Source organism: Leifsonia sp. NPDC058194, assembly GCF_042883605.1.
Classification (GTDB): Bacteria; Actinomycetota; Actinomycetes; order Actinomycetales; family Microbacteriaceae; genus Leifsonia.
Genome location: NZ_JBHVVL010000002.1, coordinates 672008 through 696403, shown reverse-complemented (window position 1 = coordinate 696403; position 24396 = coordinate 672008). Strand labels below are relative to the sequence as shown.

Below are 24396 nucleotides of genomic sequence, written 5' to 3'. Positions count from 1 at the left end.
GAACCGACGTGACGCTCCGCACCCTTGATTCACTCGGTTCGCTCGCCGGCAAGCGCGTCGTCGTCCGCTGTGATCTGAACGTCCCTCTGAAGGACGGCCAGATCACGGACGACGGCCGTGTGCGAGCGTCGATTCCCACCCTGAACGCCCTGATCAATCAGGGCGCGAAGGTGGTCGTCATCTCCCACCTCGGGCGCCCTGAGGGCGCCCCCGATGCGAAGTACAGCCTGGCGCCGGTCGCCCAGCGGCTCAGCGAGCTGCTGGGCAAGCCGGTGACCTTCGCCCAGGACACCGCCGGCTCCGGCGCGGAGGCGGCCGTGGTCGGCCTCCAGGACGGCGACGTCGCCCTGCTCGAGAACCTCCGCTTCAACCCGGGGGAGACCAGCAAGGACGACGCCGAGCGTTCCGCGTTCGCTGCGAAGCTCGCCGCGTTCGGCGACGCCTTCGTCTCCGACGGGTTCGGCGTCGTGCACCGCAAGCAGGCCAGCGTCTACGAGCTCGCGCAGGCGCTGCCCAGCGCCGCCGGCCTCCTCATCGCGACCGAGCTCGACGTGCTCGACCGGCTGACCGAGAACCCCGAGCGGCCGTACGCGGTCGTCCTCGGCGGTTCGAAGGTCTCCGACAAGCTCGGCGTCATCGGGCACCTGCTGCCGCGCGTCGACTCGCTGCTCATCGGCGGCGGGATGCTGTTCACCTTCCTCGCCGCGCTCGGTCACAAGGTGGGCTCCAGCCTGCTCGAGGCCGACCAGATCGAGACGGTGAAGGGCTACCTCGCCACGGCGAAGGAGCGCGGCGTCGAGATCGTGCTGCCGCGTGACGTCGTCGTCGCCTCGAAGTTCGGCGCCGACGCGGAGCACGTTGTGCGTCCGATCGACGGCATCGAGGACACCGAGTGGGGTGCCTCCGGTCTCGGGCTCGACATCGGCCCCGAGACCGCGCAGGTCTTCGCAGAGTACGTCCGCGGTGCGCGCACCGTGTTCTGGAACGGCCCGATGGGCGTGTTCGAGCTGGCCCCGTTCGCGGCCGGCACCAAGGCCGTCGCACAGGCGCTGACCGAGGTCGACGGCCTCGGCGTCGTCGGCGGCGGCGACTCGGCCGCCGCGGTCCGCGCGCTCGGCTTCACGGACGATCAGTTCGGTCACATTTCGACGGGTGGTGGAGCGAGCCTCGAGTTCCTCGAAGGCAAGCGCCTCCCGGGTCTGGAGGTCCTCGGATGGCAGCAGTGAACCCCTCGGTGCGGCGCGTCCCGCTCATCGCCGGCAACTGGAAGATGAACCTGGACCACCTCCAGGCGATCGCCGTCGTGCAGAAGCTCGCGTGGACGCTCAAGGACGCCCAGCACGACTTCTCGGCCGTCGAGGCCGCGGTCTTCCCGCCGTTCACCGATCTCCGCAGCGTCCAGACCCTCGTGTCGGCCGACAAACTGCCGATCGCCTTCGGCGGCCAGGACGTCTCGGAGCACGTCTCCGGTGCGTACACAGGTGAGATCTCCGCCGCGTTCCTCGCTGCGCTCGAATGCCGCTACGTGATCATCGGTCACTCCGAGCGGCGCACGCTGCACGGCGAGACCGACGAGCAGGTCGCGGCGAAGACCGCGCAGGCGATCGCGCACAACATCGCGCCGATCATCTGCGTCGGTGAGACCGCGGAGGACCTCGAGGTGCACGGCGCCAGCGCCGTCCCGGTCGCTCAGCTCCGTGCCGCTCTCGCGCAGGTCGACTCCGCGGCGGACTTCGTCGTGGCGTACGAGCCCGTCTGGGCCATCGGATCCGGCCAGGCGGCCACGCCCGAGCAGGCCGAGCAGGTCGCGGCGGCGCTGCGTGCCGTGATCGTCGAGCTGCTGGGGGAGGACGTCGCGGCCAAGACGCGCATCCTCTACGGCGGATCGGTGAAGTCGGGCAACATCGCCGCGTTCATGCGCGAGCCGAACGTCGACGGCGCGCTCGTCGGCGGTGCGAGCCTCGACGTGGCCGAGTTCTCGAGCATCATCCGGTACCAGAAGCACGTCGGTATCTGAGGCGTTCCGCCGTTCCCGACCGGTGCGGATATACTGGTCGTTGGCTTTCCCCGGGCATTCTCCCGGGTGTTGTTACGCGAAAGGTAACTCGTGCAGATTCTCCAGGTCGTCCTGCAGGTGCTGCTGGGCATCACCAGCCTCCTGCTGACCCTGCTCATCCTCTTGCACAAGGGGCGCGGCGGCGGTCTCTCCGACATGTTCGGCGGCGGCGTCACCTCCAACCTCGGCGCGTCCGGCGTCGCTGAGCGCAACCTCAACCGGATCACGGTCGTTCTCGGGATCATCTGGATCACCTGCATCGTCGTGCTCGGGCTGATCACCAAGTTCAGCGCCTAGTCAGCGCCTTCACCAGAGGAGAACCATGGCTTCCGGAGGAAGTGCAATTCGTGGGTCGCGCGTCGGCGCCGGCCCGATGGGCGAACAGGACCGCGGGTTCCACGCGGACCGCGTCGCCGTCTCGTACTGGGACGCCCTCGGCAACGAGACCGTCCGGTACTTCGCGGCGAACCTGCCCGAAGAGGAGATCCCCGAGACGATCGACTCCCCGTCGAGCGGCCTCCCGGCCGGTCGCGACAAGGAGAACCCTCCGTCGGTCGCCAAGGCCGAGCCGTACAAGACGCACCTCGCGTACGTGAAGGAACGCCGCTCGGAGGAGGAGGCGGAGCAGCTGCTCGAGGACGCCCTCAACCAGCTCCGCACGCGTCGCGGCAAGCCGACCAGCAACTGACGCAACACTGACGCATCCCGTCGCAGAAGAGCCGCTCACGTTCGCGTGAGCGGCTCTTCTCGTATCCGCAGCGCCGTCAGAGCGCAGGTGCCGCACGGGCGGACGACGAAGCCCCGCCGGTCGATGACCGGCGGGGCTTCAGCGTTGTGCGTCAGTACTTCTCTGCGTCAGTAGCTCGGCGCGATGAGGTTCTCCGGCACGTCGACCGCGGCATCCTTGTCCACGAAGAACACGGTGCGCTTGCGGCCCTTGGCGCCGGCGACCGGCACCTCGGTGTAGCTCGCGCCGGCCAGGGCCAGGCCCAGGGCGCTCGCCTTGTCGGTGCCCGCGAGCACCAGCCAGATGCGGTCGGAGGCGTTCAGCACCGGTCGCGTGAGGCTGAGGCGCAGCGGCGGCGGCTTCGGCGACTCGCGCTCGGCGATCACCGTGGCCTCCGTCTCGCGGATGCCCGGGCGGTCGGGGAACAGCGACGCGATGTGGCCGTCGGGTCCGACGCCCAGGAACGTGATGTCGAACCGCGGGAAGGCCAGACCCTCCGACGCGAACGCCTCGAGCTCGGCCGCGTAGACGCGCGCGGCCTCGTCGATGTCGGCGATCTCGTCGGACGCCGGGAACGGGTGGACGTTCTCCGGCGGGACCGCGATGTGGTCGAGCAGGGCCTCCCGGGCCTGGCGCTCGTTGCGGTCGTCGCTGGACTTCTCGACGAACCGCTCGTCGCCCCACCAGAAGTGGACCTTCGACCAGTCGATGGTGTCGCGGGCGGGGGAGGCGTTGACCGCCTCCAGCACCGCGATGCCCATCGTCCCGCCGGTGAGTACGATGTTCGCCCCGTCGAGGTCGTCGAGGATGTCGATGGTCTTGGTCAGGAACCGTGCGGCCACCGAAGCCGTGAGGGCCTCTTTGTCGGGGTGCACGAGCACCCGCCGTTCATTCGTCATGCGCGCGCGCCCGCTCCTTCGTCGGTGGTCTCGAGGAGCCCGAGACCCTGGGTGATCACCTCGCCGTAGAGGTCGTCCGGGTCCAGCCTACGCAATTCCTCGGCGAGGCAGTCGCGGAGGCTGCGGCGCGGCAGGGAGAGATCGTGCGACGGCTGACCGGGCTGGGAGAGGCGGGCGACGTTCGGCACCTCGCGCTCCAGCTCGATCGTGCCCGACGCACGCTCCATACGGACGCCGTGGATGCCGCCGGAGCCGACCGCGCGCGAGGCGAGGTCGTACTGCACCGGCACCTGCAGCTGCAGACGCAGCCATGCGGCGAGGAGGAGGGTGCTGGGGGAGTCCGCCGCGCCGGCGACCTCCACCGAGGTGATCGGCTCGTACGGCGGCTGGTCGAGCACCGCTGCGAGCTGGGCGCGCCACAGGGTGAGGCGGGTCCAGGCGAAGTCGGTGTCGCCCGGCGCGTACGTCTCGGCCAGGTGGTACAGGGCCTCCTGCGGGTTCGGCTGCGCGGACGCGTCCGTGATGCGGACGGTCGCGATGCGGCCGAGCGGCGAGTGCGAGACCTTGGCCGGCGCGATGCCGGGCCACCAGACCACGACCGGAGCGTCGGGAAGGAGCAGGCCGGTGACCAGTCCCTCCTCGTCGCTCGCGGTCTCGCCGTAGGCGCGGAGGACGATGACCTCGCTCGCGCCCGCGTCGCCGCCGACCCGGATCTGGGCGTCGAGACGTCCTTCTCCGTTGTGGCTGCGCTCCTCCTCGGTCGAGACCACGATGACGCGCATCGGGTGCTCGCGGGAGGCGTCGTTGGCGGCCTCGATGGCCTCCTCCTCCTGACCGAGGTGGGTGGCGATGATGAGGGTCAGCACGCGACCGAGGGCGACGGCGCCGCCCTCCTCGCGGATCTTCACCAGCGTCTTGGAGATGTTGCTGACGGTGGTGTCGGGCAGATCGACGATCATGGGCGCCTCCAGACGCGTCCGTCGCGGGCGAGGAGCTCGTCGGCGGACTTCGGGCCCCACGTGCCGGGGCGATACTGTTCGGGCTGGCCCTGGCTCTCCCAGAACTCCTCGATCGGGTCGAGGATCTTCCACGAGAGCTCGACCTCTTCGTGTCGCGGGAACAGCGGCGGGTCGCCGAGGAGCACATCCAGGATGAGTCGCTCGTACGCCTCCGGGCTCGCCTCGGTGAAGGCGTGGCCGTAGCCGAAGTCCATGCTCACGTCGCGCACCTGCATGCCGGCGCCGGGCACCTTCGAGCCGAAGCGGATCGTCACGCCCTCGTCCGGCTGGACGCGGATGACGAGCGCGTTCTGGCCGAGCGCCGACGTCTGCGACTCCGCGAACAACTGCTGCGGGGCACGCTTGAAGACGACGGCGATCTCGGTGACGCGGCGGCCGAGGCGCTTGCCCGCGCGGAGATAGAACGGCACGCCCGCCCACCGGCGCGTGCCGATGTCGAGCTTGATGGCCGCGTACGTCTCCGTCAAGGACTCGGGGTTCATGCCGTCCTCGTCGAGGAAGCCGACGACCTTCTCGCCGCCCTGCCATCCGCTGGAGTACTGCCCGCGGGCCGTCGCCTTCGCGAGGTCCTTGGGCAGGCGGACGGCAGCGAGCACCTTCTCCTTCTCGGCGCGCAGATCGGCCGCGTCGAACGAGATGGGCTCCTCCATCGCCGTGAGGGCGAGGAGCTGCAGGAGGTGGTTCTGGATGACGTCGCGCGCGGCGCCGATCCCGTCGTAGTAGCCGGCACGGCCGCCCACGCCGATGTCCTCGGCCATGGTGATCTGCACGTGGTCGACGTAGTTGGCGTTCCAGATCGGCTCGTACAGCTCGTTGGCGAAGCGCAGCGCCAGGATGTTCTGGACCGTCTCCTTGCCGAGGTAGTGGTCGATCCGGAACACCGAGTCGGGCGGGAAGACGGACTCCACGACCGAGTTCAGCTCGCGCGCCGACTCGAGGTCGTGCCCGAACGGCTTCTCGATCACGACGCGGCGCCAGCCGTCGCCGGACTGGTCGGCGAGACCCGAGCGGCTGAGCTGCTCGGTCACGATCGGGAACGCCTTCGGCGGGATGGAGAGGTAGAACGCATGGTTGCCCATGGTTCCCCGCTCGCGGTCCAGGTCCTCGACGGTCTGCTTCAGGCGCGCGAACGCGTCGTCGTCGTCGAACTCGCCGGGGACGAAGCGGATGCCCTGTGCGAGCTGCTTCCAGACGTCCTCGTCGAACGGGGTGCGGGCGTACTGCTTGACCGCGTCATGGACGACCTTCTCGAAGTCCTGGTCCTCCCAGTCGCGCCGGGCGAACCCGACGAGCGAGAACCCGGGCGGCAGGAGGCCGCGGTTGGCGAGGTCGTACACCGCCGGCATCAGCTTCTTGCGGGAGAGGTCTCCCGTCACACCGAAGATGATGAGACTGCTGGGGCCGGCGATGCGGTTGAGGCGTCGATCGGAGGCCAACCGCAACGGGTTGAACTCCGGGGTGATTTCCACCGGGGACATCGATCTCCTTGGTCGGCGCGGGGCGCCGCTGGTCAGTTGACGGCCTCGAACAGCGAGACGACGTCGGCCTCGGGGTTCGTGAGCGTGAGGGTGAGCACCGGGCGGCCGTGCGTGCCGAGCACGCTGGCGTCACCGGCGGCCTGGGCCTGGATGAGCTGGCCGAAGGTGAACGGACGGTCCGGGATCTCGAGGTCCTCCGGAGCGGCCGCGGTGATCTGCAGGAACACGCCGACGGCGGGGCCGCCCTTGTGGAACTGCCCGGTCGAGTGCAGGAAGCGCGGACCCCATCCGAAGGTGACGGGACGCTTCGCCTTGGCGGCGAGCAGGTCGCGGACGCCCTCGAGCTGGGGGAGCGCGAGACGGTCCACGTAGGCCTGCACCGAGACGTAGCCGTCCGGGCCGAGCTGCGCGAGCAGCGCGTCCACGGCGGCGTCGAGGGTCGTCGCGCCGGCGAGGAAGGTGCCGGTCTCGCGGACCTCGATGCCCCCGGCGGTGAAGGCCGGAGCAGCGGTCTCGGGGCGGTCGTCGAGCAGCGCGCGTGCGGCGGCCTTGGCGGCCTCCACGTCCGGCTGGTCGAACGGGTTGATCCCGAGCAGGCGGCCCGCGACGGCGACCGCGTACTCCCAGACGAGGAGCTGCGCGCCGAGGCTGCCCGACACGAGGATCTCGCCCTCGTGGCGGTCGGCCGGGAACAGGTGGTGCGCCTCGGCGTTCGCGACGAGGCGGACGATCTGCAGGTCGGCCGGCTTCTGCTCGAGCTCGGGGGCCAGCTTGTCGAGCACGACCGGGAGGAGGCCCGTGCCCTCCTTGCCGGTGGACTCGGCGATCAGCTGCTCGGCCCAGTCGGCGAAGCCAACGATGTGGGTGCCGTCGGAGACGATTCCGAGCTTGTCCTTGAGCGGGTTCGTGCCGGCGATGGCCGCGCCGAGCACCAGGCCCGGGTTGTCCTCGCGGTCGACCGCGAGCTCGATCGACGTGGCCTCGGCCTCGTCGAGCAGCTCCGCGATGTCCACCCCGGCGAGACCGGACGGCACGAGGCCGAACGCGGTCAGCGCCGAGTAGCGTCCGCCGACGTTCGGGTCGGCGTTGAACACGCGGTAGCCCGCGGCGCGCGCCGACTCGTCGAGCGGGGAGCCCGGGTCGGTCACGATGACGATCCGCTCGGTCGGGTCGATGCCCGCGTCGCGGAACCACTTCTCGTAGATGCGCTTCTGGCTGTCCGTCTCGAGCGTCGAGCCCGACTTCGACGAGATGACCACGGCGGTCCGGTCGAGGCGGTCGCGGAGGGCCGCGAGAACCTGGCCGGGGTCGGTCGAGTCGAGCACGGTCAGCTCGGCCTCGGCCGTCCGCGTGATGACCTCGGGGGCGAGCGACGAGCCGCCCATGCCGCCGAGCACGATGTGGTCGACGCCGCGGCCGTGCAGCTCCTCGCGGAGTGCGACGATCTCGGCGACGAGGGGCCGGGAGATCGCGACGGCCTCGGTCCAGCCGAGGCGCTTCGACGCCTCGGCCTCCGCGTCGGGGCCCCAGAGGGCCGGGTCCAGCGCGGTGATGCCGGAGGCGACCTTGTCGGCCACGAGCTGCGGCACGACCGAGGCGACCGCCTCGGCGGCCGGCCCGGTGACGTGGATGCGGAAGGTCACTTGGCCGCCTCCAGAGCCGTCTTCACGGTCTCCACGAGCTCGGACCACGAGACGTTGAACTTGTCGACGCCCTCGCGCTCGAGGGTGGCGGTGACGTCGTCGTAGTCGACGCCGAGAGCGGCGAGCGCGTCGAGCACGCCCTTCGCGTCGGCGTAGTTGCCGGTGACGGTGTCGCCGGTGATCACGCCGTGGTCGAAGGTCGCGTCGAGCGTCTTCTCCGGCATGGTGTTGACCGTGTTCGGCGCGACGAGCTCGGTCACGTAGAGGGTGTCGGGCAGGCTCGGGTCCTTGACTCCGGTCGAGGCCCAGAGCGGGCGCTGCTCGTTGGCGCCCGAGGCGACGAGGGCCTTGGCGCGGTCGGAGGCGAAGGCCTGCTCGTAGACCTCGTAGGCCAGGCGGGCGTTGGCGATGCCGGCCTTGCTCTTGAGCGCGGCCGCCTCGTCGGTGCCGATGGCGGTCAGGCGCTTGTCGATCTCGGTGTCGACGCGCGACACGAAGAACGAGGCGACCGACTGGATGCCCGAGAGGTCGATGCCCGCGGCCTTGGCCTTCTCGAGTCCGGTCAGGTACGCGTCGATGACGCCGCGGTAGCGGTCGAGGCTGAAGATCAGCGTGACGTTGACGCTGATCCCGGCCGCGATCGTCTCGGTGATGGCCTCGAGGCCTTCCACCGTCGCGGGGATCTTGATGAGCACGTTCGGCTTGTCGACCTTGGCGGCGAGCTTCTTGGCCTGCTCGATGGTGCCGGCGGCGTCGTGCGCGAGGCCCGGCTCGACCTCGATCGAGACGCGGCCGTCGGTGCCCTCGGTCTGCTCGTAGACCTCGTGGAAGATGTCGCTGGCGGCGGCCACGTCGTCGGTCGTGATCTCGAAGATCGCGTCCTCGACGCTGGTGCCGGCGGCGGCCAGGCTCTTCACCTGGTCGGCGTACGCCTCGCCCTTGGTGAGGGCCGCCGCGAAGATCGTCGGGTTGGTGGTCACACCGACCACGTTCTTCTCGGCGATGAGCTTCTGCAGGCCGCCGGTGGCGATCCGCTCGCGGGACAGGTCGTCGAGCCAGATGCTGACGCCCGCGGCGGAGAGCTGTGCGGTGGGAGTGGTGTCGGTCATTTCTCTTCTATCTCCTCATGCCCGCGCTCAGAGCGACGCGAGCGATTCCTTCGCGGCGGCAACGGCGTGCTCGGTGGTCATGCCGAACTCACGGAACAGGGTCTTGTAGTCGGCCGAGGCACCGAAGTGCTCGATCGAGACGCTGCGGCCGTGGTCGCCGACGATCTTGTCCCAGCTGAGCGCGAGGCCGGCCTCGATCGAGACGCGGGCCTTCACGGACGCGGGGAGGACGTGCTCCTGGTACTCGGCGGACTGCTCGTGGAACCACTCGAGCGACGGCGCCGACACGACGCGGGCGTTGATGCCCTCGCCCTTCAGCACCTCGCGGGCCTCGAGCGCGATCTGCACTTCGGAGCCGGTGGCGATGAACAGGACGTCCGGGGTGCCGTTCGGCGCCTCGGCCAGGACGTAGGCGCCCTTCGCGACGTTCTTCGCCGACGCGAGGGTGTCGCCGGTGGCGTCGCCCTCGCCGCGCTCGAACACCGGGAGGTTCTGACGGGTCAGCGCGATGCCGGCCGGTCCCTTGCGACGCTCCAGGATGGTCTTCCAGGCGTACGCGACCTCGTTCGCGTCACCGGGGCGCACGACGTCGAGGTGCGGGATGGCGCGCAGCGTCGAGAGCTGCTCGATCGGCTGGTGCGTGGGGCCGTCCTCGCCGAGGGCGACGGAGTCGTGGGTCCACACGAAGATCGACGGCACCTGCATGAGGGCGGCCAGACGGACGGCCGGGCGCATGTAGTCGCTGAAGATCAGGAAGGTGCCGCCGAACGGGCGGGTCGGGCCGTGGAGCACGATGCCGTTGAGGATCGCGGCCATCGCGTGCTCGCGGATACCGAAGTGCAGCACGCGGCCGTACGGGTTTCCGGTCCACTCGTGGGTGGAGTGCTCGCTCGGGACGAACGACGCGCCGCTCTCGATCGTGGTGTTGTTCGACTCGGCCAGGTCGGCGGAGCCGCCCCACAGCTCGGGCATGATCGGCGCGATGGCGTTGATGACCTTGCCGCTCGCGGCGCGGGTCGAGACGTCCTTGCCGGCCTCGAAGACGGGCAGGGCCTCCTCGACGCCCTCGGGCAGTTCGCCCGTGAGCAGACGGTCGAGGAGCTGCTTGCGCTCCGGGTTCGCGGCAGCCCAGGCGTCGAAGCCCTTCTGCCACTCGGCGCGCTGCTCGGCGCCGCGCTCGACGGCCTTGCGGGTGTGCGAGATGACCTCGTCCGCGACCTCGAAGGTCTGCTCGGGGTCGAAGCCGAGCACCTCCTTGACGGCGCGCAGCTCGTCGGCTCCGAGGGCGGAGCCGTGGATCTTGCCGGTGTTCTGCTTCTTGGGCGACGGCCAGCCGATGATGGTCTTGAGGATGATGAGCGACGGCTTGTCGGTCACGCCCTGTGCGGCGACGATCGCGTCGTTGAGCGCCTGGACGTCCTCCGTGTAGACGCCGGTCTTCTTCCAGTCGACGACCTGCACGTGCCAGTGGTACGCCTCGTAGCGAGCCTTGACGTCCTCGGTGAAGGCGATGTTGGTGTCGTCCTCGATCGAGATCTGGTTGCTGTCGTAGATCGCGATCAGGTTGCCGAGCTGCTGGTGGCCGGCGAGGCTCGAGGCCTCGGAGCTCACGCCCTCCTGCAGGTCGCCGTCGCCGGCGATCACGTAGACGAAGTGGTCGAACGGGCTCGTGCCCGCCTCGGCCTCGGGGTCGAACAGGCCGCGCTCGTAGCGGGCCGCGTAGGCGAAGCCGACCGAGGAGGAGATGCCCTGGCCGAGCGGGCCGGTGGTGATCTCGACGCCGTCGGTGTGGCCGTACTCCGGGTGGCCGGGGGTCAGCGAGCCCCAGGTGCGGAGCGCCTTGAGGTCGTCGAGCTCGAGTCCGTAGCCGCCCAGGTAGAGCTGCACGTACTGCGTGAGCGAGCTGTGGCCGGCCGAGAGGATGAAGCGGTCGCGGCCCAGCCAGTGCTGGTCGTGCGGGTCGCGGCGCATGACCTTCTGGAACAGGAGGTACGCGGCGGGGGCCAGGCTCATCGCCGTGCCGGGATGACCGTTGCCCACCTTCTCCACCGCATCGGCCGCGAGGACGCGCGCCGTGTCTACCGCCTTGTTGTCAATGGGATCCCACTGCAGAGCTGCCACGTGAAAACTGACCCTTCGTAGATGTGGTGAGGGTCGTCGTGAACCCGCACCGGTTGAGGTAGTGCGCGCCGTGGACGTCATCGGCGCCGGGTCCTCGTCTGCGTGATGAGTCCTACAAACGGCCGCACGGGAAACGGGCTCCGGCTGGCGAGCACCTCCAAGTATAGGTAACACGCACGAAACGTGCCGTCTTCCCTCAGCGGGTTGTGAAGGAGTGCGGAGCGGGGTAGCGCCGCAGAGGTGTCGTAGACTTGATCGGGACTGCGATCAGCGGTACTTCGATCGAGCGAACATCACGAGGAGCAATGGACGTCGCTGTAGAGAGCCGTGTCGATCCGGGCCGTATCGGCCTCGCGCGCAAGGTGAAGGCGTACATCTCGCTGACCAAGCCGCGCGTCGTGGAGCTGCTGCTCGTCACGACCGTGCCGACGATGATCCTCGCCGCGAACGGCATCCCGAACCTCTGGCTCGTGCTCGCGACCGTGGTGGGCGGCTACATGTCCGCCGGCTCCGCCGGGGCGTTCAACTGCTACATCGACCGCGACATCGACCGCGTCATGCGGCGCACCAAGAACCGGCCCCTGGTGACGGGCGAGCTGAGCGACCGCGAGGCGCTCGTCTTCTCGTGGGCGCTCGGGATCGCCTCGGTGGTCGTGCTCGCCGTCTTCACCAACTGGCTCGCCGCGGCGCTCTCGGTCGTCGCCATCCTGCTCTACGTCGTGTTCTACACGCTCATCCTCAAGCGCCGCACCCCGCAGAACATCGTCTGGGGCGGCATTGCGGGCTGCATGCCCGTCCTCATCGGCTGGGCGGCCGTCACCGGCTCGCTCGACTGGGCCCCGTTCATCCTGTTCGGCATCATCTTCCTCTGGACGCCGCCGCACTACTGGCCGCTGTCGATGAAGTACCGCGCCGACTACAAGGACGCGGGCGTCCCGATGCTCGCCGTGGTCCGCGGCCGCGCCGCCGTCGGCCTGCAGGTGATCCTGTACGCGTGGGCGATGGTGGCGTGCTCGCTGCTGCTCATCCCCGTCGCGCACATGGGGCTCTTCTACACCGCGATCTCGCTGGTGACGGGCGGCTGGTTCCTCTATGAGTCGCACCGCCTCTACAACCTCGCGATCCGCCACGAGTCGGTGTCGCCGATGCGCGTCTTCCACGGCTCGATCGCCTACCTGACGCTGATCTTCCTCGCGGTCGCGATCGACCCGCTGCTGCCGTTCTGACCTCCCTCGGGCTCTGCGGTACGGTCCGTCCGACACGGTCTGGTGTGCGCTGACCATGCGCTGCTAGCGTCGGCAGGGTGCTGACCCTCCGGACGCCGCGGCTCGTGCTGGACGCGCCTCGGGAGAGCGACATCGACGCGGTCCTTGCGGCCTGCCAGGACGAGCAGACGCTGCGCTGGGTGCCGCTGCCGAATCCCTACACCCGCGCCAGCGCCGAGTTCTTCGTGCGGAGCTACGGCCCGCACGGCCTCGCGAGCGGCCAGTACACCGTCTGGGCGATGCGGCCGGGGGAGCACGAGCCGCTGATCGGGGCGGTCGAGGTGCGGCGCGACGAATCCGCCGGCTCGGCCTCGCTGGGATGCTGGCTCGCCCCGGAATCCCGGGGGCACGGGATGATGCACGAGGCGCTCGTCGCGGTGACCGCCCACGCGCTCGCGCCGGACGGGCTGGGGTTCTCCCGCCTGCGCTGGGAGTATCTGCCGGGCAACGAGCAGAGCCGGCACCTCGCCGAAGCCGTCGGCTTCGACTTCGCGGGCGCCGTCGCGCACCGGATCCGGTTCCACGACGAGGAGCGCGACGCGCTCGTGGGCGTGCTGCTACGCGGCGACGGCGCCGCTGACGGCTGACCCCTCCGGGGTGCTGTCCGCGGCGACGGGCGCCTTGAGCGACATGATCACCGCGGTCATCGCGGCGGCCAGGGTCGCCGCGAGCATCATGTGGATGCCGACCAGGATGCCCGGGAGGCCGGTGTTCGCCTGGATGAGCCCGACCGCGATCTGCAGCACCTCGACGGCCAGCAGGTACATCGTGTAGCGGTGCACCGGCGTCGTGCGGATGCGCAGGGAGGCGATCACGAGCACGAGCGTCAGAGCGAACGTCACGTACGCCGGGATGGCGTGGACGTGCTCGAGGATCTCGGGGTTCAGGTTGTTGCGCGTCGCCTTGCTGTCGCCCGAGTGCGGCCCGGAACCGGTGGTGAGGATGCCGACGACGATCGTCACCGCCACGACGAAGCTGGTCAGGTGGGCGATCCCGGCGAACCAGCCGGGCACGGCGCGCACCCGGGGGCCGGGCACGGCGTAGAGGCGCAGCAGGAAGGCGGTGCAGAGGGCCACGAGCACGGTGGAGACGATGAAGTGGAGCCCGACGACGTACGGGTTGAGGTCGGTCAGCACGCTGATGCCGCCGATGACGGCCTGCGCGGGGATCCCGAGACCGGCCAGGAGCGTGAGCCAGAACAGCTCCGGGCGCGAGCGGCGGAGCTTCAGGATGGCCAGGAAGGCGACGATCGCGATGATCCCGAGCAGCACGCCCAGGAGGCGGTTGCCGAACTCGATGAAGCCGTGGATGCCCATCTCCGGCGTGTTCACGAGCGAGGCGTCCGTGCACTTCGGCCAGGTCGGGCAGCCGAGGCCGCTCGAGGTGAGCCGGACCAGTCCTCCCGTGCCCACGAGCACGATCTGCCCGACGAGGTAGACCCATCCGATCACCTTCAGCCGGGTGTCGACGCGGTCGGGCAGCCAGGCGATGATGCGCTTCATGTCTTCCTAGGGGCTTTCTCAGTGGGAATCGGATACTCGGCCAACGCGCAGGGCGCGTCTCTACTTTTACCGGTCCGCACCTGTAGAATCGATGGGTTCGAGAACGCGCGCTCACTGTGCGCGTGCCCGCACTGCGCCCCTGCCGAGAACGGCAGTCCGACGCAGGGCGGTCGGGGCACAGTCGCCCGTCGTCCTCGATCATTTTAGGTACGCACACCAGCCACCCGCACAATCAGGACGCCCGAACGGCAGGCGCATGCCGTCCGTCCGGGAGGAATGAGCCGGACTGATATCCGGTTACGAGTGGTAGGAAACGAGGTAGATATGTCAGACATCCTGATCGACCGGCCAGAACTCGAGAGCCTTGGGCAGTACGAGTTCGGCTGGGCCGACTCCGACAGCGCGGGTTCCTCCGCGCGTCGCGGCATCTCGCCGGAGGTGGTGAAAGACATCTCCGATCTGAAGAACGAACCGGAGTGGATGCTCCAGCGCCGTCTCAAGGCGCTCCAGCTCTTCGAGCGCAAGCCGATGCCCACCTGGGGCGCGGACCTGTCGGAGATCGACTTCGACAACATCAAGTACTTCGTCCGGTCGACCGAGAAGCAGGCCCAGAGCTGGGAGGACCTGCCCGAGGACATCCGGAACACCTACGAGAAGCTCGGCATCCCGGAGGCGGAGCGCCAGCGCCTCGTCGCCGGCGTCGCGGCCCAGTACGAGTCCGAGGTCGTCTACCACCAGATCCGCGAGGACCTGGAGGAGCAGGGCGTCATCTTCCTCGACACCGACACCGCCCTCAAGGAGTACCCGGAGATCTTCCAGGAGTACTTCGGGACGGTCATCCCCTCGGGCGACAACAAGTTCGCCGCCCTGAACACCGCCGTGTGGTCGGGCGGATCGTTCGTGTACGTGCCCAAGGGCGTCCACGTCGAGATCCCGCTCCAGGCCTACTTCCGCATCAACACGGAGAACATGGGCCAGTTCGAGCGGACGCTGATCATCGCCGACGAGGGCAGCTACGTGCACTACATCGAGGGCTGCACCGCGCCGATCTACAAGTCGGACTCCCTGCACTCGGCCGTCGTCGAGATCATCGTGAAGAAGAACGCCCGCGTGCGCTACACGACGATCCAGAACTGGTCGAACAACGTCTACAACCTCGTGACCAAGCGGGCGACCGCGGCCGAGGGCGCGACGATGGAGTGGATCGACGGCAACATCGGCTCCAAGGTGACGATGAAGTACCCGTCCATCTACCTCATGGGCGAGCACGCCAAGGGTGAGACCCTTTCCGTCGCCTTCGCAGGCCCCGGCCAGCACCAGGACGCCGGCGCGAAGATGATCCACATGGCGCCGTACACGCAGTCGTCGATCGTCTCGAAGTCGATCGCGCGCGGCGGAGGACGGGCCGGCTACCGCGGCGAGGTCCGCGTCGACGCCAACGCGCACCACGCCGCGAACACCGTGCGCTGCGACGCGCTGCTGGTCGACAGCATCTCCCGCTCCGACACCTACCCGGCGATCGACATCCGCGTCGACGACGTGCAGCTCGGCCACGAGGCGACCGTCTCGCGGGTGAGCGAGGAGCAGCTCTTCTACCTGATGTCCCGGGGCATGCCGGAGGACGAGGCCATGGCCATGATCGTCCGCGGATTCATCGAGCCGATCGCTCGTGAGCTCCCGATGGAATACGCACTCGAACTCAACAAGCTCATCGAGATGGGCATGGAAGGCTCTGTCGGCTGAAATGACGTCCAGCACCCCCACGATCGACCAGTCGGCGGTCGCGCCCTCCCACATGCGTGCCCCCGTCCCCGTCCAGACCCGCTCCGAGCGCTTCACCTCGACCGACGTCTCCGACTTCCCCGCGGTCACCGGCCGCGAGGTCATGTGGAAGTACACGCCGGTCGCCCGCCTGGGCGAACTCCTCACGGGTGAGCTCGACGGCTCCCCGTACCCCTACGACACGGTCGAGGCCTCCGGCGTCGCCACGTCGTGGATCGCCCGCGACGACGCCCGGATCGGCTCCGCCGGCCTCCCGGAGGACCGCGTGTCCGCCAACGCGTGGACCGCGTTCGAGCAGGCGCTCCTCGTCACCTTCGCGGGCGACGAGGCGAAGGAGGCGACCGTCACGCGCACCGCGCTCGGCGGCGCCCCTCGCGCCGCCCACACGGTGGTCGACATCGCCGCCGGCGCGCGCGGCACGCTCATCCTGCAGAACAGCGGCCCCGCCCACCTCGCCGAGAACGTCGAGTTCCTGGTCGGAGCGGACGCCGACGTGACCGTCGTCACGGTGCAGGAGTGGGACGACGACGCCGTCCACGTCGCGGCCCACTTCGCGAAGCTCGCCGACGGCGCGCGACTGAAGCACGTGGCCGTGACCCTCGGCGGCTCCGTCGTGCGGCTCAACCCGTCGGCGCACCTCGCCGGCGCCCGGTCGGACGCCGAGCTCCTGGGCGCCTACTTCGCCGACGCGCACCAGCACCTCGAGCAGCAGGTGTACGTGCACCACGACGGCGCGGAGACCCGCAGCCGCGTCACCTACAAGGGCGCCCTGCAGGGCGAGGGTGCGCGCACGGTGTGGATCGGCGACGTGCTGATCGGGCCGAAGGCCGTCGGCACCGACACCTACGAGCAGAACCGCAACCTGGTCCTCACCGACGGCGCCCGCGCCGACTCGGTGCCGAACCTCGAGATCGAGACCGGCGACATCGTCGGTGCCGGCCACGCCAGCGCCACCGGCCGGTTCGACGACGAGCAGCTCTTCTACCTGCAGTCGCGCGGCATCACCGAAGAGGAGGCGCGCCGCCTCGTCGTGCGCGGCTTCCTGTTCGAGATCGTCCAGAAGATCGGCTCGCCCGCCCTCCAGGAGCACCTCCAGACGGCGATCGAGGCGGAGCTGACGGCATCCGTCGTGGCGGCCGGCTGATGGCCGCCTCCCGTGTGCTCGCCGTGGCGGAACTGGTCGAGAACCAGGCCTCCCGCGTCGTCGTCGACGGCGTGCCCATCGCGGTGGTCAAGGACTCCGCGGGCGACGTCCACGCGATCGGCGACACCTGCACGCACGGCGAGATCTCGCTGTCCGAAGGGTTCGTCGAGGGGGAGACGCTCGAGTGCTGGGCCCACGGCTCGCAGTTCTCGCTCCTCACCGGCAAGCCCCTCAACCTCCCGGCGTACGAGCCGGTCCCCGTCTACGCGGTCGAGCTGATCGGCGGCGACGTCTACATCGACCCGAACGTTACGAAAGAGATTTGAACACCATGTCTGTCCTCGAGATCCGCGACCTGCACGTCACCGTCGAAACGGACCAGGGAACCAAGCCCATCCTCAACGGCGTCGACCTGACCATCCGCGAAGGCGAGATCCACGCGATCATGGGCCCCAACGGCTCGGGCAAGTCGACCCTGGCGTACACGATCGCCGGTCACCCCAAGTACACCGTCACCGGCGGGACGATCACGCTCGACGGTGAGGACGTCCTCGCGATGACCGTCGACGAGCGCGCCCGCGCCGGTCTGTTCCTCGCCATGCAGTACCCGGTGGAGATCCCCGGTGTGACCAACACCAACTTCCTCCGCACCGCCAAGACCGCCATCGAGGGCCAGGCGCCCGCGATCCGCACCTGGGTCAAGGACGTGCGCGAGAGCATGGCCGCGCTGCGCATGGACTCCTCGTTCGCCGAGCGCAACGTCAACGAGGGCTTCTCGGGCGGCGAGAAGAAGCGCAATGAGATCCTCCAGCTCGAGCTGCTGAAGCCGAAGTTCGCCGTTCTCGACGAGACCGACTCCGGTCTCGATGTCGACGCGCTGAAGATCGTCTCCGAGGGCGTCAACCGGGCCAAGGCCAACACCGGCCTCGGCATCCTGCTCATCACGCACTACACGCGCATCCTCCGCTACATCAAGCCGGACTTCGTGCACGTGTTCGTCGCCGGCAAGGTGGCGGAGCAGGGCGGCCCCGAGCTGGCCGAGCGCCTGGAGGAGGAGGGCTACGACCGCTACGTCGACGCTCCCGAGTCCGCCAGCGCCACTGCCGGCGACCTGGCCGAGGCGTAGGCTCCCACCATGGCCGCCACGCTGAGCCCGGCGCTCTTCGACCAGGTCGAAGAGGCGCTGAAGAACGTCATGGATCCCGAGCTCGGGATCAACGTCGTCGACCTCGGTCTGATCTACGATCTGGCCTGGGACGACGAGAACGACGCGCTCATCATCTCGATGACGTTGACTAGCGCCGGCTGCCCGCTCACCGACGTGCTCGAGGAGCAGACCGCCGAGTCGCTCGACGGCATCGTCGAGGCGTTCCGCATCAACTGGGTGTGGATGCCGCCGTGGGGTCCGGAGCGGATCACCGACGACGGGCGCGACATGATGCGTGCGCTCGGGTTCGCCATCTGACCCGCACCCCACCACTTCACCTCCATCCGTCCCGGACCGCATGGTCCGGGGCGGATGACTTCTGATCAGACAAGGATTCATCGTGCTCAGCGTCCAGGGCCTCGAACTGCGCGTCGGCGCCCGCCTGCTGATGGAGGACGTCAGCTTCCGCGTCGCCGACGGCGACAAGATCGGCCTCGTCGGCCGCAACGGGGCCGGCAAGACCACCCTCACCAAGGTGCTCGCCGGCGACCTCCTGCCCACGGCCGGGAAGGTCGACCGCAGCGGGGAGCTCGGCTACCTGCCGCAGGACCCGCGCTCCGGCAACCTCGAGGACCTGGCCCGCACGCGCATCCTCGACGCCCGCGGCCTCGGGTCGATCGTGCTCGGGATGCAGCAGTCGACGCTCGACATGGCGAGCGACGACGCGGCGGTCTCCGCGGCGGCGATGAAGAAGTACGGGGGGCTCGAGGAGCAGTTCCACATGCTCGGCGGGTATGCGGCCGAGGCCGAGGCGGCGTCCATCGCGAGCAACCTCAACCTCCCGGACCGCATCCTGGACCAGCCGCTCAAGACGCTCTCCGGCGGCCAGCGCCGCCGGATCGAGCTGGCGCGCATCCTGTTCTCGGACGCCCGCACGATGATCCTCGACGAGCCGACGAACCACCTCGACGCCGATTCGGTCATCTGGCTGCGCGAGTTCCTGAAGGGATACTCCGGCGGCTTCATCGTGATCTCGCACGACGTGGAGCTCGTGGGTGAGACGGTGAACCGCGTCTTCTACCTGGATGCGAACCGCCAGGTCATCGACGTCTACAACATGGGTTGGAAGAACTACCAGCGCCAGCGCGCCGCCGACGAGGAGCGCCGCAAGAAGGAGCGCGCCAACGCCGAGAAGAAGGCCGGCGCCCTCCAGCTGCAGGCCGCCAAGTTCGGCGCGAAGGCGACCAAGGCCGCCGCGGCCCACCAGATGGTGGCGCGCGCGGAGAAGCTCCTCGCCGGGCTCGACGAGGTGCGGCAGGCCGACCGGGTCGCCAAGCTGCGGTTCCCCACCCCCGCGCCCTGCGGTCGCACCCCGCTGACGGCCTCCGACTTGTCGAAGAGCTACGGGTCGCTCGAGATCTTCACCGCGGTCGACCTCGCGATCGACCGTGGGGCCAAGGTCGTCGTGCTCGGCCTCAACGGTGCGGGCAAGACCACGCTGCTGAGGATGCTCGCCGGCGTCGACAAGCCGGACACCGGGCAGGTCGAGCCGGGCCACGGCCTTCGCGTCGGGTACTACGCGCAGGAGCACGAGACGATCGACGTCGAGCGCTCCGTGCTGCAGAACATGGTGTCCTCGTCGCCGAACCTGACCGAGACCGAGGCGCGCAAGGTGCTCGGCTCGTTCCTGTTCACCGGGGACGACGCGCACAAGCCGGCCGGGGTCCTCTCCGGCGGTGAGAAGACCCGACTCGCTCTGGCGATGATCGTCGTCTCGGGCGCCAACGTGCTCCTGCTCGACGAGCCGACCAACAACCTCGACCCCGCGAGCCGCGACGAGATCCTCGACGCGCTGGCGCACTACGAGGGCGCGGTCGTGCTGGTCAGCCACGACGAGGGAGCGGTGGAGGCGCTGAACCCCGAGCGCGTGCTCATCCTCCCGGACGGCGTCGAGGATCACTGGAACCGCGACTACCTCGACCTGATCTCTCTGGCATAGCCCCTCTGCGATTCGTGCCGAATGTCGACTCTGAGACGCTCAGAGCCGACATTCGGCACCAATGTGCGCGGGGTCAGCGCGGGGAGGTGGCGTCGAGCAGCTCGTCCTCGACGTCGGAGTCGGTGCGCTTGAGCGCACGCTTGCGATCGCGCTCCGCGGCCCGCGCCTTCTCGGCCGGGTCGTTCTCGTTGAGCTTGCGGTACTCGGTGCGCAGCGCATAGCCCAGTCCGAAGAAGCCGATCAGGGCGAAGATGATCCACTGGATCATGTACGACCAGTGCAGGCCCTCGTCCTGTGTGGGCGCCACGGACACGGTCGACGTGGGCGCGGAGGCCGGGGAGGGCTGTTCGGTGTCCAGGAGGCCGTAGGCGCCCGTGTAGACGTCGTCCGTGCCGAGCTTCTGCTTCACCACGGAGAGCTGGATGGTGCCGACCTGACGCCCGGTCGCCGTGCGCCCGTCGATGGCCGGCTCGCTGGCCTTGAGGCGCGCGACCACGGTCACCGTCCCCGTCGGGGGAGCGGGGACGTGGTCCGGGTCGTCGGAGTCGTTGCCCGTCGGCACCCAGCCGCGGTCGACGATGAAGAGCGAGCCGTCCGCTGTGCGCAGCGGCGTCAGGACCTCGAAGCCCGGGTTGCCGTTGAACGGGCGGTTGCGCGCCAGCAGTTGGAGGTCGGGCTCGTAGGTGCCGGTCATGGTGACCCGTGTCCACTCCTGTCCCTTCGAGTACGACGTGAGAGTCGGCAGCTCGCTGGTGAGCGGGACCGGTTTCGAGTCGAAGTTCGCGGCGATGAGAGCGTTCGCAGCCGCGGCCTCCTTGCTGCGCGCCAATTGCCAGTTGGAGAGGAACCCGCAGGCGATCGCGAAGGCGATCGCGAAGGCGAGGTAGCCGAGCCAGCGCTTCGAGAACGCGAACCGCCAGCCTCCGCCCGCGCTCATGCGGACGTCCGTTCGGCAGCGTCGTCGTCGGCCGCCAGCGGCTTCACGGCGACGGGGAACTCCCGGGCCGCCAGGAACTCCCGCAGGAACTCCTGGTGCTCGTCGCACGCCAGCCAGACCTTCACCCGGTCGGCGGTGTGGATCTTGGGGTTGCGCCATTCGATGCGCCAGGCGGCCGTCTCACGGCATCCTGCACGCGAGCACGTCAGAGGATCCGGCTCTCCGAGTCCGATCACGGGCCCTCCTGCTTCGGGTCGCCCCCGCCGGGCGGCGGAGGTGTCATGGGAAGGATATTGCCCGGACGCTGGGCTTCTCCTCGACGCGGGTCGGTGTGCACGTTCGCGAGCACCACCGCGATGTACGGCAGGAAGATCGCCGCAACGATCGGCACGGCCGCCCACCAGCCCGGCACCAGCACGGCGACGATGAGGCAGACCACACGGATGCCCATCGCCACCGAGTATCTGATCATCCGGTGATGCCGCTCCTCGTCCGGCGAGAGGCCGAGGTTCGTGATCGTGGGGCGTGTGGTCTTCATGAGGATTCCCCTCAAGCGTACGTCCATAGACTGGTACCCGTTCGATTCGAGAGGAAATCACCACATGACCACGCAGCGCACCGTGCTCGTCACCGGCGGAAACCGCGGGATCGGCTATGCGATCGCCGAGGAGTTCGTGGCCCAGGGCCACCGCGTCGCCGTCACCGCCCGGTCGGGCAAGGGGCCGGAGGGAGCGCTCACCGTGCGCGCCGACGTGACCGACACCGCGTCGATCGACGCCGCGTTCACCGAGATCGAGGCGAAGCTCGGGCCGGTGGAGGTCGTGGTCGCCAACGCCGGCATCACCAAGGACACCCTGCTCATGCGCATGACGGACGAGGAGTTCGACAGCGTCATCGAGACCAACCTCGGCGGAGCCTTCCGGGTCGTCAAGCGAGCGAACAAGGGCATGCTGAAAGCCCGGTTCGGTCGCATCGTGCTCATCTCGAGCGTCGTCGGCCTCTTCGGCGGCGCCGGGCAGGTCAACTACGCCTCGTCGAAGGCCGGCCTGGTGGGCATGGCGCGGTCGATCACGCGCGAACTGGGTGCGCGCGGCATCACGGCGAACGTCGTTGCGCCGGGCTTCATCGAGACGGACATGACGGCCGCGCTGCCCGAGACGCAGCAGGCCGAGTACAAGAAGAGCATCCCGGCGGGGCGCTTCGCCTCGCCGAGCGAGGTCGCCAAGGTCGTCGCCTGGGTCGCGGGCGACGACGCCGGCTACATCTCGGGCGCGGTCATCCCGGTCGACGGCGGTCTCGGGATGGGGCACTAGCCTCCCGCGCGACCGCGCACGCCCGGGCACGCCCCGAACGGAGGATGATCGGCCCGTACCCCGGCTGATCTCCTCCGTTCCCTGCGTTCTAGGCCCAAACGCGTCCACATCTCCTCCGTTGCCGCGCTGTCGGAAACGGAGGAGACATGTCGTGACACGCCCGGCAATGGCGGGTTGCGGAGGGGATCCCTGACGGAATGCGCGCGAACTCCTCCCGTGGCGACGCGATGCGAGGACGCGGTGCGCGGAGACGGGATCGGGAAGACCCGGGAACCAGGGCGACCCGCTCAGCCGCGGAGGCCGAGCAGGGGGAGGACCTGGGCGAGGTCCTGACGGTCGATCACCAGGTCGGCCTCCGCGCGCACGCGCGGCTTGGCGTTGAACGCGATCGAGAGACCCGCTTCGGCCATCATCAAGAGGTCGTTCGCCCCGTCGCCGATCGCGAGCGTCCGGCGCACCGGCACTCCCGAAGCGGCGGCCCACTCGTGCAACGCCTCCGCCTTCGCCGCGGCGTCGACGATCGGGCCGGAGACCTCGCCGGTCAGGAGGCCGTCGCGCACCGCGAGACGGTTCGCCCGCCAGTGGTCGAGGCCGAGACGCTCGCCGAGCGGGTCGAGGAGTTCGTGGAAGCCTCCCGAGACGACGCCGACGCGCCCACCGGCGGCCTGCACGCCCGCCACGAGCTCGGGGACGCCGTCCGTCACGCGGATGCGCTCCCCGACGCGCTCGAACACCGACACCGGCAGGCCGGCGAGGGCGCGGACGCGCTCACGCAGGCTCTGGGCGAAGTCGAGCTCGCCGCGCATCGCGCGCTCCGTGATCTCGGCGACCTCGGCGCGAGCGCCCGCCTCCTCGGCGAGCAGCTCGATCACCTCGTCGTGGATGAGGGTCGAGTCCGCGTCGAGGACGACGAGGAACCGCGCGGAACCCTCCGCACGGGAGTGCTCGGGGTGCTGCTGGACGGACGGTCCGGAGGTCTGCTGCTGTGTACGTGCTGACGTCATGGAACGACGTGAACTCCCTTGCCGACGACGGTGATCCCGGACTCCGTGACGGTGAAGCCGCGCGCGCGGTCCCTGGCCGGGTCCACGCCGATGCGGGCGCCCTCGGCCACCACGACGTCCTTGTCCAGGATGGCACGCCCGACGAACGCGTTCGGCTCGATGACGGCGCGCTCGAAGACGACGGAGTCCACGACCTTGGCGCCGGAGTCCACCTTCGCCCACGGGCCGAGCACGCTGCGCTCCAGGTGCGCCCCCGAGATCACGGAGCCCAGCGAGACGATGGAGTCGATGGTCGTGCCCAGGGCGCCGCGCCCGTCGCGCACGATCTTCGCCGGCGGCGAGTTGAGCACCTGGCTGAAGATCGGCCATTCGCGGTTGTAGAGGTTGAAGACGGGGAGGGCCGAGATGAGGTCCTGGTGGGCCTCGAAGAACGAGTCGATCGTCCCGACGTCGCGCCAGTAGTAGCGGTCGCGGTCCGTCGAGCCGGGGACGTCGTTGCGGCTGAAGTCGTAGACGCCGGCCTCGGCGCGCGCCACGAAGTCGGGGATGATGTCGCCGCCCATGTCGTGGTTGGAGTCGGGGCGGTCGCCGTCGCGGATCACCGCGTCGATCAGGGCGTCCGCGTCGAAGACGTAGTTGCCCATCGAGGCGAGCACCTCGGTCGGCGAGTCCGGCAGGCCCACCGGGTCGCTCGGCTTCTCGCGGAAGGCCGCGATGCGGTCGGGATGCGCGGCATCCACCTCGATGACGCCGAACTGGTCGGCGAGGGAGATCGGCTGGCGGATGGCGGCGACGGTCGCCGCCGCGCCGGAGTCGATGTGCGCCTGGATCATCTGGGCGAAGTCCATGCGGTAGACGTGGTCGGCGCCGACCACGACGACGATGTCGGGCTTCTCGTCGCGCAGCAGGTTGAGGCTCTGCAGGATGGCGTCCGCCGACCCGCTGAACCAGCGCTTGCCGAGCCGCTGCTGAGCCGGGACCGAGGCGATGTACGAGTTCAGCATCCCGTCGAGACGCCAGGTCTGCGACACGTGCCGGTCGAGGCTGTGCGACTTGTACTGGGTGAGCACGACCATCTGGCGCAACTGCGAGTTGATCAGATTCGAGAGGGCGAAGTCGATGAGCCGGTACTGGCCGCCGAACGGGACGGCGGGCTTGGCACGGTCGGCCGTCAACGGCATCAGCCGCTTGCCCTCCCCGCCCGCGAGTACGATGCCGAAGATCTTCCTGCCTGCTGCCATGCCACCACAG

General features: G+C 69.4%; 25 protein-coding genes and 1 pseudogene. 14 read left to right on the top strand and 12 right to left on the bottom strand.

The window, feature by feature from the left end:
* Positions 1 to 8 precede the first annotated feature (8 nt).
* From ACFVU2_RS10110 to ACFVU2_RS10095, 4 genes are all read left to right on the top strand, one after another.
* Positions 9 to 1226, top strand: coding sequence for a phosphoglycerate kinase (locus ACFVU2_RS10110; RefSeq protein WP_387873496.1), 1218 nt, complete (start codon positions 9 to 11; stop codon positions 1224 to 1226).
* Positions 1214 to 2017 carry a triose-phosphate isomerase gene (gene tpiA / locus ACFVU2_RS10105; protein WP_387873493.1) on the top strand — a complete coding sequence of 268 codons (804 nt, stop codon included), beginning with the start codon at positions 1214 to 1216 and terminating at the stop codon, positions 2015 to 2017. The genes ACFVU2_RS10110 and tpiA overlap by 13 nt, the downstream gene beginning before the upstream one ends.
* A 90-nt stretch (positions 2018 to 2107) precedes the next feature.
* Positions 2108 to 2353, top strand: a complete 246-nt coding sequence (secG, locus tag ACFVU2_RS10100; protein ID WP_021764733.1) for a preprotein translocase subunit SecG — start codon at positions 2108 to 2110, stop codon at positions 2351 to 2353.
* 25 nt (positions 2354 to 2378) lie between these two features.
* Positions 2379 to 2744 carry an RNA polymerase-binding protein RbpA gene (locus tag ACFVU2_RS10095; protein WP_025159474.1) on the top strand — a complete coding sequence of 122 codons (366 nt, stop codon included), beginning with the start codon at positions 2379 to 2381 and terminating at the stop codon, positions 2742 to 2744.
* Positions 2745 to 2911: 167 nt separating this feature from the next.
* On the opposite strand, the gene pgl is transcribed toward ACFVU2_RS10095, so the two are convergent.
* Genes pgl through tkt form a run of 6 tightly spaced genes read right to left on the bottom strand, consistent with a single transcriptional unit; the run spans position 2912 to position 11052 of the window.
* On the bottom strand, positions 2912 to 3682 hold the full coding sequence (gene pgl / locus ACFVU2_RS10090) for a 6-phosphogluconolactonase (RefSeq protein ID WP_387873491.1): 771 nt from the start codon (positions 3680 to 3682) through the stop codon (positions 2912 to 2914).
* Positions 3679 to 4641, bottom strand: coding sequence for a glucose-6-phosphate dehydrogenase assembly protein OpcA (locus ACFVU2_RS10085; protein WP_387873489.1), 963 nt, complete (start codon positions 4639 to 4641; stop codon positions 3679 to 3681). Before ACFVU2_RS10085 ends, pgl begins: the two co-directional genes overlap by 4 nt.
* On the bottom strand, positions 4638 to 6179 hold the full coding sequence (zwf, locus tag ACFVU2_RS10080; protein ID WP_387873487.1) for a glucose-6-phosphate dehydrogenase: 1542 nt from the start codon (positions 6177 to 6179) through the stop codon (positions 4638 to 4640). The genes ACFVU2_RS10085 and zwf overlap by 4 nt, the downstream gene beginning before the upstream one ends.
* Positions 6180 to 6211: 32 nt before the next feature.
* Complete coding sequence (locus ACFVU2_RS10075) at positions 6212 to 7822, bottom strand: glucose-6-phosphate isomerase (RefSeq protein ID WP_387873485.1); 1611 nt, start codon at positions 7820 to 7822, stop codon at positions 6212 to 6214.
* Positions 7819 to 8931, bottom strand: a complete 1113-nt coding sequence (gene tal, locus ACFVU2_RS10070) for a transaldolase (protein WP_387873483.1) — start codon at positions 8929 to 8931, stop codon at positions 7819 to 7821. The genes ACFVU2_RS10075 and tal overlap by 4 nt, the downstream gene beginning before the upstream one ends.
* Positions 8932 to 8958: 27 nt before the next feature.
* Positions 8959 to 11052 carry a transketolase gene (tkt, locus tag ACFVU2_RS10065; protein WP_387873480.1) on the bottom strand — a complete coding sequence of 698 codons (2094 nt, stop codon included), beginning with the start codon at positions 11050 to 11052 and terminating at the stop codon, positions 8959 to 8961.
* A 305-nt stretch (positions 11053 to 11357) separates the two neighbouring features.
* Here tkt and ACFVU2_RS10060 point away from each other — a divergent pair, with 305 nt between their 5' ends.
* Both ACFVU2_RS10060 and ACFVU2_RS10055 read left to right on the top strand, forming a co-directional pair.
* Complete coding sequence (locus ACFVU2_RS10060) at positions 11358 to 12278, top strand: heme o synthase (protein ID WP_387873478.1); 921 nt, start codon at positions 11358 to 11360, stop codon at positions 12276 to 12278.
* Positions 12279 to 12355: 77 nt separating this feature from the next.
* The gene (locus ACFVU2_RS10055) at positions 12356 to 12904 is read left to right on the top strand and encodes a GNAT family N-acetyltransferase (protein WP_387873476.1); all 549 of its coding nucleotides are present in this window, start codon (positions 12356 to 12358) and stop codon (positions 12902 to 12904) included.
* Here ACFVU2_RS10055 and ACFVU2_RS10050 read toward each other — a convergent pair.
* The gene (locus ACFVU2_RS10050; RefSeq protein ID WP_387873473.1) at positions 12875 to 13819 is read right to left on the bottom strand and encodes a heme A synthase; all 945 of its coding nucleotides are present in this window, start codon (positions 13817 to 13819) and stop codon (positions 12875 to 12877) included. The two genes, ACFVU2_RS10055 and ACFVU2_RS10050, sit on opposite strands and share 30 nt — an antisense overlap.
* Positions 13820 to 14143: 324 nt before the next feature.
* Between ACFVU2_RS10050 and sufB the strand changes: the two genes are divergently transcribed.
* The 7 genes and pseudogenes from sufB to ACFVU2_RS10015 all read left to right on the top strand — a co-directional run bounded on the left by sufB (position 14144) and on the right by ACFVU2_RS10015 (position 19891).
* On the top strand, positions 14144 to 15562 hold the full coding sequence (gene sufB, locus ACFVU2_RS10045; RefSeq protein WP_387873470.1) for a Fe-S cluster assembly protein SufB: 1419 nt from the start codon (positions 14144 to 14146) through the stop codon (positions 15560 to 15562).
* A 1-nt stretch (position 15563) separates the two neighbouring features.
* On the top strand, positions 15564 to 16745 hold the full coding sequence (gene sufD / locus ACFVU2_RS10040; protein ID WP_387873468.1) for a Fe-S cluster assembly protein SufD: 1182 nt from the start codon (positions 15564 to 15566) through the stop codon (positions 16743 to 16745).
* On the top strand, positions 16745 to 17071 hold the full coding sequence (locus ACFVU2_RS10035) for a non-heme iron oxygenase ferredoxin subunit (protein WP_387873465.1): 327 nt from the start codon (positions 16745 to 16747) through the stop codon (positions 17069 to 17071). The genes sufD and ACFVU2_RS10035 overlap by 1 nt, the downstream gene beginning before the upstream one ends.
* Positions 17072 to 17076: 5 nt before the next feature.
* Positions 17077 to 17871, top strand: coding sequence for a Fe-S cluster assembly ATPase SufC (sufC, locus tag ACFVU2_RS10030; protein WP_387873462.1), 795 nt, complete (start codon positions 17077 to 17079; stop codon positions 17869 to 17871).
* A 9-nt stretch (positions 17872 to 17880) separates the two neighbouring features.
* On the top strand, positions 17881 to 18210 hold the full coding sequence (locus ACFVU2_RS10025; RefSeq protein WP_387873461.1) for a metal-sulfur cluster assembly factor: 330 nt from the start codon (positions 17881 to 17883) through the stop codon (positions 18208 to 18210).
* A gap of 73 nt (positions 18211 to 18283) precedes the next feature.
* Positions 18284 to 18793: pseudogene (locus ACFVU2_RS10020) on the top strand (ATP-binding cassette domain-containing protein); the annotation flags it as partial.
* Between the two features lie 36 nt (positions 18794 to 18829).
* Positions 18830 to 19891 carry an ABC-F family ATP-binding cassette domain-containing protein gene (locus ACFVU2_RS10015; protein WP_387874429.1) on the top strand — a complete coding sequence of 354 codons (1062 nt, stop codon included), beginning with the start codon at positions 18830 to 18832 and terminating at the stop codon, positions 19889 to 19891.
* A 73-nt stretch (positions 19892 to 19964) separates the two neighbouring features.
* On the opposite strand, the gene ACFVU2_RS10010 is transcribed toward ACFVU2_RS10015, so the two are convergent.
* From ACFVU2_RS10010 to ACFVU2_RS10000, 3 genes are read right to left on the bottom strand one after another with little or no spacing between them, the layout of a single operon-like run.
* Positions 19965 to 20828 (bottom strand): SURF1 family protein, encoded by an 864-nt coding sequence (locus ACFVU2_RS10010; protein ID WP_387873459.1) that lies wholly within the window; start codon positions 20826 to 20828, stop codon positions 19965 to 19967.
* Positions 20825 to 21064 (bottom strand): hypothetical protein, encoded by a 240-nt coding sequence (locus ACFVU2_RS10005; protein ID WP_387873457.1) that lies wholly within the window; start codon positions 21062 to 21064, stop codon positions 20825 to 20827. Before ACFVU2_RS10005 ends, ACFVU2_RS10010 begins: the two co-directional genes overlap by 4 nt.
* A complete protein-coding gene (locus tag ACFVU2_RS10000) occupies positions 21061 to 21366 on the bottom strand; it encodes a DUF3099 domain-containing protein (protein ID WP_387873455.1) in 306 nt (101 codons plus the stop codon). Before ACFVU2_RS10000 ends, ACFVU2_RS10005 begins: the two co-directional genes overlap by 4 nt.
* Positions 21367 to 21430: 64 nt before the next feature.
* Here ACFVU2_RS10000 and fabG point away from each other — a divergent pair, with 64 nt between their 5' ends.
* Complete coding sequence (gene fabG, locus ACFVU2_RS09995; RefSeq protein WP_387873452.1) at positions 21431 to 22141, top strand: 3-oxoacyl-ACP reductase FabG; 711 nt, start codon at positions 21431 to 21433, stop codon at positions 22139 to 22141.
* A 287-nt stretch (positions 22142 to 22428) separates the two neighbouring features.
* On the opposite strand, the gene serB is transcribed toward fabG, so the two are convergent.
* Both serB and ACFVU2_RS09985 read right to left on the bottom strand, forming a co-directional pair.
* On the bottom strand, positions 22429 to 23145 hold the full coding sequence (gene serB / locus ACFVU2_RS09990) for a phosphoserine phosphatase SerB (protein WP_387873450.1): 717 nt from the start codon (positions 23143 to 23145) through the stop codon (positions 22429 to 22431).
* Complete coding sequence (locus ACFVU2_RS09985; protein ID WP_387873448.1) at positions 23142 to 24386, bottom strand: glucose-1-phosphate adenylyltransferase; 1245 nt, start codon at positions 24384 to 24386, stop codon at positions 23142 to 23144. Before ACFVU2_RS09985 ends, serB begins: the two co-directional genes overlap by 4 nt.
* Between the last annotated feature and the right edge of the window lie 10 nt (positions 24387 to 24396).